Here is a 12324-nt window from a genome sequence, read left to right as displayed (position 1 = left end):
TTGTACTTTTGCCGCCTCATAAACCCGATCCCTTTTGAAACGCGTTACACTACACGATACACACCTGGCCCTGGGCGCGAAAATGGTCCCGTTTGCCGGTTATGAAATGCCCGTCCGTTACAGTTCGGGCGTCACCGAGCACCTCGCAGTACGCGAAAGCGTCGGCATTTTTGACGTGTCGCACATGGGCGAATTTTTTGTGGAAGGTCCCGGATCACTGGAACTGATTCAGCGGCTGACCGCCAACGACGCCTCTACGTTGCACAACGGGAAGGTGCAGTACTCGGCGCTGCTGAACGAGCGCGGCGGCATCGTCGACGACTTGCTGATCTACCGGTTCGATCCCGATCATTACCTGTTGGTGGTCAATGCCTCCAACATCGAAAAAGACTGGGCGTGGATTACGCAGCACAATACGCAGGGCGTTAAACTTCACAATGCTTCCGACGACTACTCTCTCTTTGCGGTGCAGGGGCCCAAAGCCACCGCGACGTTGCAACCGTTGACGGACGTGGACCTGGATTCCATCGCGTATTACTCGTTTAAAGTGGCACCTTTTGCGGGCGTGGCTGACGTGATCATCTCGGCGACGGGCTACACGGGCGCAGGTGGTTTCGAGATTTACGTGCGCAACAAAGACGCCAAGGCGGTGTGGGATAAAATTATGGAAGTGGGGCTGGCGTTCGCCATTCAACCCATCGGGCTGGGGGCACGCGATACCCTGCGCATGGAAATGGGGTACTGCCTGTACGGCAACGACATTTCAGACGAAACCAATCCGTACGAAGCCGGGCTGGGCTGGATCACCAAACCGAACAAAGAAGGCGACTGCATTGCCGGGGAGCACCTGCGGACGTTCAAAACCGCTGGCACAGTGCGGAAACTGGTGGGCTTCACGATGCTCGACCGGGGCATTCCGCGAAGCCACTACCCGCTGGTCAATGCAGCCGGGGAGGTGATCGGAGAAGTGACGTCCGGCACGCAGTCGCCGAGTCTGAACGTGGGCATCGGCATGGGCTACGTGCAGAAAGCCTACGCCACACCCGGCACCGAAATTTTTGTTCAGATTCGCGACCGCAACCTGAAAGCGCAGGTCACGAAGTTCCCGTTTTACCAGCCTGCCTGATGCGTAAAATTGACGTTTGTCTTTCTCCTGAACTGGTCGGTAGTTTCGACCTCTCGGGCAAATTGGTGGTGGTCGTCGACATTCTGCGCGCCACTACGTGTATGGTAACGGCGCTGGCGCACGACGTCGCGCAGATTCTGCCGGTCGCGACGCTGGAAGAATGTCAACCTTACTGCCAGCGCGACGGCTTTGTGACCGCGGGTGAGCGCAACGGCATTCAACTGGCGTGGATGGACCTGGGCAATTCGCCTTTGGCGTATACTTCCGGCGACTACGCTGGCAAAACGGTGGTGATGTCGACCACCAACGGAACCCTGGCGCTGGACCGCTCCCGCGCGGCCGATCAGGTAATTGTCGGAGCCTTTGTCAACCTGAAGGCCGTTACCGAGTACGTTAAGGCGCAATCGCGCGACGTGCTGATCGTCTGTGCTGGTTGGAAAGGCATGGTGAATCTGGAAGACAGCCTGTTTGCCGGGGCGTTGGTCGACCGCGTGGAAGGAGAGTTTCAACACGAAACCGATGCACCGCTCGTGGTGCAACTTATGTACCGGCAGGCAGCGGCCGATCTGTCGGGGACGGTGTATCGCTCTGCGCACGTTCGTCGGCTGCACAACCTGGGTATCAAAGACGACATCGATTTCTGCCTCACGCCTAGCTTGTTTTCGTTGATTCCGGTTTTGCAAGGCGCGGCTTTGGTGCCACTTTCCGATTAGCCTTACGATTTGGAGTTAAAGAATAAAAGCGCTTAAGAAGCGAGTTGTATAACTGTGTAAATTATGTTAATTAACACATCACTCGATCACAAACCTGATACCAACTGATCAAGGTCATGGTCTGTGTGAGCACTCGTCAGTACGAGGCGCGTGATGAGCGGATCGGCGGTGGTAGGATAGTGGAAACTGGGAACGAGAATCTGGCGCGCGGCCAAGGCTGCCACCAACTCATGCTGGTTGAACGCGAAAACGGGAAGCGGCTCAGTATGGCGATAGACAAACGATGTCGGAGCGGATTCCATAAACCGGCGGACGTTGTCTTGCAGCCGAAGGCGTTGGTGCTGATACAGAGCTTTGCTTTGCAGAAAGGCGTGCAGCCAGGCCGGACCGAGGGGCGAGGCGCCGTTGTAAACCGGGTGTTGCCGCAATTGCTCCAGGTGATGACGCGGGCCTGCAATGACGCCACCGGGAAGGCCCAAGGCTTTGTTGAGTGAAGCGACCACCACCAGTTCGATGTGAGGCGGCATCGACAGCACCGAACCAATGCCCCCGCCGTCCGGTCCGAGGAGTCCGATGCCGTGCGAATCGTCCACCAGCAACGTAAACGTGCGGTCAGTCGGCAGATCAGCCAGCCAATCGAAGCGCACCTCACGGGCAAAAAGCGGATCGACCGAATTGCAGAGCAGTACCCAGTGCGACTGCGGTTGTTGGGCCAGCGCCTTGTGCAACTGACTGAGCCATTCGTCGAACAGCCCAGCCGAAGAGCGCGTCTCCAAGCGGTACAGCGCCGGGTGGGTGCCCGGTGTGTGCCCCAGAGGCATTTCTTCAAACAAGCGTAGGGCTAATTGTCCGGCCAGGGTCCCGGACGAGACCAGGCAGGCGTCTTCCTGATGCATCCAGTGGGCTAAACGTGCTTCGGCCTGTTCAAAAAGTGGGGAAATCGGCGTAGAGCGTCGCGAACGTCCGTGAGAAGCGCCCCAGCGCAACATTCCTTCCCGAAGCGATTCCAGAAAAGCGGGGTGATGCGAAATGCCCAGATAGGCGGTCCCACCAAAGTAAATCCATTCTTTACCGCCGATTAGGAGGCTCCGACCGAAATCTGCCTCTACTTCGTTTGAAACAGGGATTTGTGCCGTAAGTGGGGTTTTTGAGGTGGACAATTTCCGTTACGAGATTTCTTACTATTTTTCGCGAATTTAAAGTCAATATTTGGTTCTTTCTATCCTTACTAACCTTATCTACTGTGCTACTTAGTACCTTCGACTGGATCATCATCTTTGCCTTTTTTGTCATCTCTTTAGGAATTGGGTTGTACGCCGCCCGAACGGCCGGCAGCAGTGCGGCCGAATTTTTCCTTTCCGGACGGAACATGCCCTGGTGGCTGCTGGGCGTTTCGATGGTGGCCACAACGTTTTCGTGCGATACCCCCAACCTGGTGACCGACATTGTGCGGCAAAGCGGGGTGGCAGGCAACTGGGCGTGGTGGGCCTTTCTGCTCACCGGGATGCTCACCGTCTTTTTGTTTGCGAAACTGTGGCGGCGCTCCGACGTCATGACCGACCTGGAGTTTTACGAACTGCGCTACAGCGGCGAAATGGCGGCCTTTCTGCGCGGCTTCCGGGCCATTTACCTGGGCGTTTTCTTCAACGTGATTGTGATGGCGACGGTGTGTCTGGCCGTGATCAAAATCGGTGCGGTGATGCTCCAGTGGCCTGCCTGGCTGACGCTGGCGGTGGTCATGACCATCACCGCGATTTACAGCAGCATCGGGGGCCTGAAAGGTGTCTTGCTCACCGACTTCTTCCAGTTTTTTATGGCCATGATCGGCTCGATCGGTGCGGCCTTCATCCTGACGCAGCTTCCGGAAGTCGGCAGTGTGTCCGAAATGCTGTCGCATCCTCAGGTAATGCCGAAACTAAACATGCTGCCGGATTTTGCCGATACGGACGCATTACTTTCGCTTCTGATTTTGCCGTTGGCGGTGCAGTGGTGGAGCGTGTGGTATCCGGGGGCTGAGCCGGGTGGGGGAGGCTATATTGCCCAGCGCATGTTGTCGGCCAAGAACGAAAAAGGTGCCGTAGGGGCCACGCTGCTCTTTAACGCCACGCACTATGCCCTGCGTCCCTGGCCCTGGATTCTGGTGGCGCTTGCCTCGATCGTGGTATTCCCAACGGTCGAATCCATGCGGGAAGCCTTCCCGAACGTCAACCCCAATCTGGTGCAGAACGACTTTGCCTACCCGGCCATGTTGAGCTTTCTGCCGAGTGGATTTCTGGGCCTGGTGGTGGCCTCGCTGATTGCCGCCTTCATGTCGACCATTTCCACACAGGTCAACTGGGGTTCTTCTTACATCGTGAACGACTTCTACCAGCGGTTTGTCAATCCGCAGGCGACCGACAAGCAACTGGTGGCCGTAGGGCGTTGGTCTACGGTCCTGTTAGTTGTAGTGACCAGTTTGTTCGCCCTGTTGCTGAGCAATGCGCTGCAAGGCTTTAACATTCTGTTGCAGGTAGGGGCGGGAACCGGCCTGATTTTTATTCTGCGGTGGTTCTGGTGGCGCATCAATGCATACACAGAGCTGGCCGGGATGCTCATTTCGTTCGTAGTGGCGGTTTACCTGGAAGTATTGCATGCCGATTACCTGGGATTCCCGCCGCTTACTTTTACCGCTAAGCTGTTGCTCGGGGTGGGCATTACGACCGTGGGATGGATCATTGTTACGTACCTGACCCGGCCCACGGACCAGGAAACCTTGTTCAAGTTCTACCAGAAAGTGCATCCGGGTGGCCCGGGGTGGCAGCCGGTGCTCGATGCCGCGGCGCGCGAAGGCAAGTCGCTGGAACTGAATAGTCAACGGCCCTGGGATGTGCCGCGAGCACTTCTGTGCATGATGGTAGGCGCGTTTGCGATCTACAGCGCCCTGTTCGCAACCGGTAACTGGATCTACGGCAATTTTACGTTGGCATTAAGCTTAACCGTGGCTTGCGGGGCGTCTGTCTACTTGCTGATGCGCTTGTGGACGCGTTTGGAAATGGACCAGGAATCCGCATAAATTAAGAAAAGCGACTGGATCATAACTCAGTCGCTTTTCTTAATACAAGTAATGTTTTATAAATTTTTATAGTTATGTTTAATTAACAAAAACACAAAAAAGCAGCAGTCGGCGTCAACGTCTGTCATTAGGAAAAAGGGGAGGTGCAACCTTTTATCGCATTGATTAGGAAATATTTGGAACCATTCACTACTTTTGCGTCTTATTTTGAAGACACGCGGAAATTACTGAGAACGCATTACGATGTATCTGACAAAAGAAAAAAAACAAGAGCTGTTCGCTGCACACGGCATTCAGAAATCGGCTACCGATACCGGTTCTGCGGAATCGCAAATCGCCCTTTTCACTCACCGGATCAATTTCTTGACCGACCATCTGAAAGAGCACAAGAAAGATAACTCATCCCGTAGAGGGTTGCTGCAATTGGTAGGGAAACGCCGTCGCCTGCTGGATTACCTGCAACGCAAAGACATTGAGCGCTACCGTGCCGTCATTGCTGATTTGGGTATTCGTAAGTAAGCCTGAAGTTTTTAGAAAGGGAATTCTACAGGAGGATTCCCTTTTTTCGTCTCCTTCCACGACCGTTGCTACGCCATCGGATTCACCCTACCTAATCTTTTCTTACTTTATTCATTACCTCCGATTACATGTCTAAACCTATTATAAATAAAACCATCACCCTACAGGACGGCCGGACCATCACCATCGAAACCGGACGCCTGGCCCGCCAAGCCGACGGCTCCGTTGTGGTGCGCATGGGCAACACCATGTTACTGGCCACCGTGGTCGCCACGCAGGAAGCCCGCGAGGGTGCCGATTTTCTGCCCTTATCCGTCGACTATCAGGAGAAATTTGCTTCGGCCGGCCGCATCCCCGGAAGCTTCTTCAAACGGGAAGGACGCCTGTCTGAGCACGAAATTCTGATCTCTCGTCTGGTTGACCGGGCACTGCGACCGCTTTTCCCGGACGATTACCACGCCGACACACAAGTCAACATCTTCATGATTTCGGCCGATGCCGACGCTATGCCCGATGCCCTGGCGTGTCTGGCGGCCTCTGCGGCGCTGGCTGTATCGGATATTCCGTTCAACGGTCCGGTTTCGGAAGTGCGCGTCGCCAAAATCGACGGTGAACTGGTCATCAATCCCTCCACCAAGTCTGCCAAAGAAGCTACGCTCGACCTGATTGTCGCCGGGAATGCGAAAGACATCATGATGGTAGAAGGGGAGATGAGCGAAGTCAGCGAAGCCGAAATGGTCGAGGCCATCAAGTTTGCTCACAAAGCCATTCAGCAGCAGTGCGCTGCCCTCGTAGAGCTTGCGGAAGAAGCCGGCACCACCCAGAAGCGTGAGTACTCGCACGAAACCCACGACCTGGCACTGAAGGAGCGGCTGCACCAGACGTACTACGAACGCATGTACGAAGTTGCCAAGCGGGGCATCGCTAACAAGTCAGAGCGCTCAGAAGCATTCAAAGCCATTCAGGCCGAATACATCGACGCCCTGCCCGAAGACCACGAGGAAGACCTGTCGCTGGTAAAAAAATATTTCCACGACATCCAGAAAGAAGCCGTGCGCAACATGGTGTTGACGGAGCGTCATCGTCTGGACGGACGTCAGCTCGACGAAGTACGGCCCATCTGGACCGCCGTCGATTACCTGCCGTCAGCCCACGGCTCGTCGATCTTTACCCGGGGCGAAACCCAGTCGCTGACCAGCGTCACCCTCGGCACCAAGCTCGATGAACTGATGATCGACAGCCCGCTGCACCAGGGCTACAACAAGTTCTATCTGCATTACAACTTCCCGGCCTTCTCGACCGGCGAAGTGCGCCCTAACCGCGGTCCAGGCCGGCGCGAAGTGGGTCACGGCAACCTGGCGTACCGGGCTCTGAAGAAAGTGATGCCGACCGACGACGAAAATCCATACACCGTGCGTGTGGTTTCCGACATTCTGGAGTCCAATGGTTCGTCGTCGATGGCGACTGTTTGTGCGGGCTCGCTGGCGCTGATGGATGCCGGACTGCCGATCAAGAGCGGCGTTTCGGGCATTGCTATGGGCCTCATTATGAACAAAGAGGGCAAATACGCGGTGCTTTCCGACATTTTGGGCGACGAAGATCACCTCGGTGATATGGACTTCAAAGTCACCGGCACCGAAAAAGGACTGACGGCCTGCCAGATGGACCTGAAAGTAGACGGCTTGCCGTACGAAGTATTGAGCGAAGCCTTGGAACAGGCTCGGCGTGGTCGGGCGCACATCCTGGCCGAAATGAAGAAAACCCTGAGCGAGCCTCGCAGCGAAGTGAAGCCGCACGCACCGCGTTCGTTCACACTCCGCATCGACAAAGAACTGATCGGCGCCGTGATTGGCCCGGGCGGAAAAGTTGTTCAGGAGATCCAGCGCGAAACCGGAACCACCATCGTGATCGAAGAGGTGGACAACGCCGGGTTGGTCAACATCTTTGCGGTAGACCAGGAAGCGATGGACAAAGCGGTCAATTGGGTACGCCGTATTGCTGCCACACCGGTGGTCGGCGAAGTGTATGACGGTATCGTTAAATCGATTATGCCGTTTGGCGCATTCGTAGAATTTATGCCAAATCGGGACGGGTTGTTGCACATCTCAGAAATTGACTGGAAACGTCTGGAAAGCATGGACAACGTCTTCAAGGTAGGCGAGGAAGTAAAGGTTAAATTGATCGAAATCGACAAAAAGACCGGCAAGTTCCGCCTCTCACGCAAAGCGCTGCTGGAAAGGCCTGAGGGTCAGCCCAAAAGCAACGGAAAGCCGCAGGGCCACAAGCCACGTGAGTAATCCGTAGAAAATTCTGCAAATTAGGAGCTTGACTTACAAGCTCTTTTCTGAATCCGCACCGAAACCCCTACTTGTGTTTTGGTGCGGATTTGTTTTATCTCCGCAGTTTAGGGAACTTTGGTCATACTCGTTCAGGTTCAACCTGTTACAACCATAAGATAACCTCTCTTTGTATTGCCCCACTTTACATCCCCTTAACTCAGCATGAGACAGCTCAAAATCAGTAAGCAGATAACTAACCGAGAGAGTCAATCGCTCGACAAGTATCTGCAGGAGATTGGAAAAGTAGACCTGCTTACGCCTGATGAAGAAGTGGAGCTAGCCAAACGTATTCGGGAAGGTGACCAGCGGGCCCTGGAAAAACTAACCAAAGCGAACTTGCGCTTTGTGGTTTCCGTGGCCAAACAGTACCAAAACCAAGGTTTGTCGTTAGGAGACTTGATTAACGAAGGCAACCTGGGGCTGATCAAAGCAGCACAGCGTTTTGACGAAACCCGAGGCTTCAAGTTTATCTCCTACGCCGTCTGGTGGATACGGCAGTCCATCCTGCAAGCTCTGGCCGAACAATCACGGATCGTTCGTCTCCCTCTTAACCGCGTTGGCTCGCTCAACAAGATCTCCAAAACCTTTTCGGAATTGGAACAAAAATTCGAACGTGAACCTTCACCCGAAGAACTGGCCGAAGTTTTGGAAGTCACCACTTCTGAAATTGTCGACACGCTGAAGATCTCGGGCCGTCATGTTTCGATGGACGCCCCCTTTGTACAAGGGGAGGAAAACAGCCTGCTTGATGTTCTGGAAAACGACAGCGAAGCCACACCTGACTACGAGCTGATCAACGATTCTCTGCGTCGCGAAGTGCAACGCGCACTGGCGACCCTCACCACCCGCGAATCGGACGTGATTGCGCTCTATTTCGGTCTTAACGGCGGCCATGCCATGACGTTAGAGGAAATCGGGGAGAAATTCAACCTAACCCGCGAACGGGTTCGACAAATTAAGGAAAAGGCCATCCGGCGCTTGCGGCACACGTCGCGTAGCAAAGCCCTGAAGCCGTACCTGGGATAAAATATTTCGGTGATTTTCCGTTATAAAGGCCTTGGAGCACATGTGCTTCAGGGCCTTTCGCTTTTGAAAGGCGTTTCTAGCCAGCGCAGGCCGTAAACGAACCGGCATTCGGTATGAACTGTTTTAGAAACCAATGTTGTTTGTATTTTTGCCTCTTAATTACGCGATTTTATGACACAAGAACACCTTCAGTGTTTAATATTAGGGTCCGGACCAGCAGGCTATACGGCCGCGATCTATGCAGCCCGCGCCGGTCTGAAACCCGTCCTTTACCAGGGCGCTCAACCCGGAGGACAATTGACCATTACCAACGACGTAGAAAACTATCCGGGTTACCCGGAAGGCATACAAGGTCCGCAGATGATGATGGACTTCCAGAAGCAGGCCGAACGCTTCGGTACGGATGTACGCACCGGCATGGCGACAGCCGTTGATTTTTCGGGTCCGGTGCATCGGGTGACCATCGACGATCAGTATACGCTGACAGCCGATACAGTCATCGTTTCGACCGGTGCTTCTGCCAAGTGGCTGGGACTTTCGTCCGAAGAGCGGCTGAACGGCCGGGGTGTTTCTGCCTGTGCGGTCTGCGACGGCTTTTTCTTCCGGGGACAGGACGTAGCCATTGTCGGTGCGGGCGACACCGCCTGCGAAGAGGCCTCGTACCTGGCGAAACTCTGCCGCAAAGTGTACATGCTGGTCCGACGCGACGAAATGCGTGCCTCCCGCATCATGCAGGAGCGTGTGAAGCGTATGCCCAACATCGAAATTTTCTACAACACCGAAACGCTCGAAGTACTGGGCGACCATGAGGTGACCGGCGCCCGGATCATCAACAACCAGACGGGACACGAAAGCACGTTGGACATCACCGGCTTCTTTGTGGCCATCGGCCATAAGCCCAACACGGAACTTTTCGTGGGCAAGCTCGATATGGACGAAAACGGGTACCTGAAAACCGTAAAAGGAACGACGCTTACCAACGTGGAAGGCGTTTTTGCTTGTGGCGATGTGCAAGACCACGTGTACCGGCAGGCCGTAACGGCCGCAGGCACCGGGTGCATGGCTGCCCTCGACGCAGAACGTTTCCTCGTAGCTAAAGAGCTGGTATAGCGGATGCGTTGGTTGGTAATTATTCTCCTATTGGTTACCACCGGCAGTTGGGCGCAAAACCGACCTCGCGATTTTCGTGATGTAAAAGCGCCCCCCATCAAGACCTACACACTTCCCGATTCCATTGCAGAAATCGGAGATACCACTGAGGTGGTGGAAGAGGAGTTGGATGATGCTGGTGAAGCTTCTGAGGAACTGCAACGTGAACTCTCGATCGTCAGTGAGGATACCTCCACCATCGACGAGGGTTATACGGGCATGGTCGAGATCTCAGAAGAATTGCAAATCGACAGCGTGTGGGTAACCTTGACGGAGTATTACTCCGTGTGGGACTCACGCCGGATCAATCCGTACGACATTGATGCGACCAAGTTCCGGGATACGGTCGATATTGAGTTGATCGACACCACGACCAGTCGGCTGTGGGCCATGCCCATGATTCGGGATACCACCTACGTAACGTCGGGCTTCGGCATGCGCGGGTACCGCTGGCATTACGGCTCGGACCTGAAGCTCTCGACGGGCGACACGGTCGTCGCGGCGTTCGACGGCATTGTGCGCATCCGTAGCTACGACCCGCGCGGGTATGGCTATTACGTACTGGTGCGGCACTACAACGGGCTGGAAACCCTCTACGGTCACATGAGTAAAATCCTCGTGAAAGTAGGGGATTTGGTCAAAGCCGGGGAAACGCTCGGTCTGGGCGGCAGCACGGGGCGTAGTTCCGGTCCGCACCTGCATTACGAAGTGCGCTATCAGGGAAACGCCATCAATCCGGAGCAGTTGTACGACTTTTCGAACCGGCAGCTGCTATACAATCAATTTCAAATCACGAACAACCAGTTCTCGTACCTGAAAGAGGTGCGTAAACTGGCGTACCATCGGGTGCGCTCCGGCGACACCCTGTCGGGCATTGCACACAAGTACGGCACGTCCGTACGCACGCTCTGCCGACTGAACCGCATCACGCCGCGGACCATCTTACGGATTGGCCAGCGCATACGGGTGCGGTAAAGACTACATACCATGAAATTAGACATTCTTGTGATAGCCGCCCACCCAGACGATGCTGAGCTGTGTTGCGGAGGTACCATTCTGGCCCATGTGCAACAGGGCTACAAAGTCGGAATCATCGATCTGACCCGGGGCGAACTGGGCACACGGGGCACACCCGACCTGCGGGAGCGGGAAGCCGCCGAAGCGGCCCGCCTGATGGGCATTCAGGTGCGGGAAAATCTCTGCTTTGCCGACGGCTTTTTCCGGAACGATGAAGCCCACCAGCGCGCCCTGGCGCGGGCCATTCGCGAATACCAGCCCGACATCGTGCTGACCAACGCCGTACACGACCGGCACCCGGACCACGGCCGCGGGGCCGAACTGGTGAGCGATGCGTGCTTTGTTTCAGGCCTTCGCCGTGTCGAGACCGAGAGTCGCGGCCGCAAGCAAGCACCCTGGCGGCCCACTGCCGTCTACCACTTCATTCAGGATCGGCACATCGTGCCCGATTTCGTGATGGACGTCACCCCGTTCTGGGACCGGAAAATGGAGTGTTTGCGCGCGTATGCCAGCCAGTTCCATGATCCGAGCAGCAACGAACCGATCACACACATTTCGACCGCAGATTTCTTTCCGTTTATTGAGGCGCGTGCACGCGAGTTCGGCCACGCCATTGGGGTTACGTACGGCGAAGGCTTCACCAAAGAGCGGTACCTGGGCGTCAGCAACTTATTCCACCTGATTTAAGTCCTTAGGGCGCCAGCCGCTCTATCATCCAGTCGTCGGTCGCCTGCCGCGTATAGACAAAACGATCGTGCAGTCGTCCGACGCGTCCCTGCCAGAATTCAATCCGGTGGGGCTGCAGGCCGTAGCCTCCCCAGTGCGCCGGCCGCGGCAGCGTACCGTTGCTCACACGCGCTTCGGCTTCCTGCCGCCGTTGCTCCAGCACATCGCGATCGGGAATCGCCCGGCTTTGGGGAGAGGCCCACGCACCGATGCGGCTTTCGAGCGGGCGACTGGCGAAATAGGCATCCGACATGGCGTCCGGCACCTTCGCTACCGTGCCTTCCACCCGTACCTGCCGCTCCAACTGAGGCCAGAAAAAGACCAGACAGGCTTTGGGTAAGTGGGTCAGTTCCTGTCCTTTGCGGCTTTCGTAATTGGTGTAGAAGACGAAACCCTCGTGCGGATCGATGCCCTTCAGCAGAACGATCCGCGCATCGGGTGTGCCTTCCGGCGTCACGGTAGCCAGCGTCATCGCATTGGGTTCCAGCACCTGGGCGGCGACCGCCTGGCTCAGCCATTGCTCGAACATTTTAACTGGATCCGCCTGTAAATCAGCGCGTTCCAGAGTGCTTTTTTCGTAACTATTTCGCAGTGATGCAATTCCGTCTCGGTTCATATTCACGCATTAATCGATAAAATTAGGGGCTTCTTGCAGTT

11 protein-coding genes are annotated in these 12324 nt (G+C 55.5%); 9 read left to right on the top strand and 2 right to left on the bottom strand.

Translation table 11 applies throughout. The features are described 5' to 3' along the window. Positions 1-34: 34 nt before the first annotated feature. Both gcvT and BLR44_RS15985 read left to right on the top strand, forming a co-directional pair. Positions 35-1126 (top strand): glycine cleavage system aminomethyltransferase GcvT, encoded by a 1092-nt coding sequence (gene gcvT / locus BLR44_RS15990; RefSeq protein ID WP_089683770.1) that lies wholly within the window; start codon positions 35-37, stop codon positions 1124-1126. Continuing rightward, positions 1126-1839: a 2-phosphosulfolactate phosphatase gene (locus BLR44_RS15985; RefSeq protein ID WP_089683768.1), complete on the top strand. Its 714-nt coding sequence runs from the start codon at positions 1126-1128 to the stop codon at positions 1837-1839. Before gcvT ends, BLR44_RS15985 begins: the two co-directional genes overlap by 1 nt. Positions 1840-1925: 86 nt before the next feature. Here the strand turns inward: BLR44_RS15985 and BLR44_RS15980 are convergent, their stop codons facing one another. Beyond that, entirely contained in the window at positions 1926-2999 is a 1074-nt protein-coding gene (locus tag BLR44_RS15980) for an aminotransferase class I/II-fold pyridoxal phosphate-dependent enzyme (RefSeq protein ID WP_089683766.1), read from the bottom strand. An 83-nt stretch (positions 3000-3082) separates the two neighbouring features. On the opposite strand from BLR44_RS15980, the gene BLR44_RS15975 reads away from it, so the two are divergent. The 7 genes from BLR44_RS15975 to bshB1 all read left to right on the top strand — a co-directional run bounded on the left by BLR44_RS15975 (position 3083) and on the right by bshB1 (position 11628). Beyond that, complete coding sequence (locus BLR44_RS15975) at positions 3083-4891, top strand: sodium:solute symporter family protein (protein ID WP_089683763.1); 1809 nt, start codon at positions 3083-3085, stop codon at positions 4889-4891. A gap of 243 nt (positions 4892-5134) precedes the next feature. Beyond that, entirely contained in the window at positions 5135-5410 is a 276-nt protein-coding gene (rpsO, locus tag BLR44_RS15970) for a 30S ribosomal protein S15 (protein WP_089683761.1), read from the top strand. Between the two features lie 128 nt (positions 5411-5538). Further along, positions 5539-7707 (top strand): polyribonucleotide nucleotidyltransferase, encoded by a 2169-nt coding sequence (gene pnp / locus BLR44_RS15965; protein WP_089683759.1) that lies wholly within the window; start codon positions 5539-5541, stop codon positions 7705-7707. A gap of 204 nt (positions 7708-7911) precedes the next feature. Next, complete coding sequence (locus BLR44_RS15960; protein WP_089683757.1) at positions 7912-8775, top strand: sigma-70 family RNA polymerase sigma factor; 864 nt, start codon at positions 7912-7914, stop codon at positions 8773-8775. Between the two features lie 171 nt (positions 8776-8946). Further along, the gene (gene trxB / locus BLR44_RS15955; RefSeq protein ID WP_089683755.1) at positions 8947-9885 is read left to right on the top strand and encodes a thioredoxin-disulfide reductase; all 939 of its coding nucleotides are present in this window, start codon (positions 8947-8949) and stop codon (positions 9883-9885) included. Positions 9886-9888: 3 nt separating this feature from the next. Next, positions 9889-10899 carry a peptidoglycan DD-metalloendopeptidase family protein gene (locus BLR44_RS29315; RefSeq protein ID WP_089683753.1) on the top strand — a complete coding sequence of 337 codons (1011 nt, stop codon included), beginning with the start codon at positions 9889-9891 and terminating at the stop codon, positions 10897-10899. 12 nt (positions 10900-10911) lie between these two features. Beyond that, positions 10912-11628: a bacillithiol biosynthesis deacetylase BshB1 gene (gene bshB1, locus BLR44_RS15945; protein WP_089683750.1), complete on the top strand. Its 717-nt coding sequence runs from the start codon at positions 10912-10914 to the stop codon at positions 11626-11628. Positions 11629-11632: 4 nt separating this feature from the next. Here bshB1 and pdxH read toward each other — a convergent pair whose 3' ends face one another. After that, entirely contained in the window at positions 11633-12283 is a 651-nt protein-coding gene (gene pdxH / locus BLR44_RS15940; RefSeq protein ID WP_089683748.1) for a pyridoxamine 5'-phosphate oxidase, read from the bottom strand. Positions 12284-12324: the final 41 nt, after the last annotated feature.

This window comes from Catalinimonas alkaloidigena (assembly GCF_900100765.1).
Classification (GTDB): Bacteria; Bacteroidota; Bacteroidia; order Cytophagales; family Flexibacteraceae; genus Mooreia; species Mooreia alkaloidigena.
Note: the sequence above shows the minus strand (reverse complement) of the source record. Positions and strands in the feature narration are given on the sequence as shown.

Coding starts and splice junctions, on each gene's coding strand:
- BLR44_RS15985 (WP_089683768.1), top strand. CDS start 1,126: ATGCGTAAAATTGACGTTTGTCTTTCTCCTGAACTGGTCGGTAGTTTC.
- rpsO (WP_089683761.1), top strand. CDS start 5,135: ATGTATCTGACAAAAGAAAAAAAACAAGAGCTGTTCGCTGCACACGGC.
- pnp (WP_089683759.1), top strand. CDS start 5,539: ATGTCTAAACCTATTATAAATAAAACCATCACCCTACAGGACGGCCGG.
- BLR44_RS15960 (WP_089683757.1), top strand. CDS start 7,912: ATGAGACAGCTCAAAATCAGTAAGCAGATAACTAACCGAGAGAGTCAA.
- trxB (WP_089683755.1), top strand. CDS start 8,947: ATGACACAAGAACACCTTCAGTGTTTAATATTAGGGTCCGGACCAGCA.
- BLR44_RS29315 (WP_089683753.1), top strand. CDS start 9,889: ATGCGTTGGTTGGTAATTATTCTCCTATTGGTTACCACCGGCAGTTGG.
- bshB1 (WP_089683750.1), top strand. CDS start 10,912: ATGAAATTAGACATTCTTGTGATAGCCGCCCACCCAGACGATGCTGAG.
- pdxH (WP_089683748.1), bottom strand. CDS start 12,283: ATGAACCGAGACGGAATTGCATCACTGCGAAATAGTTACGAAAAAAGC.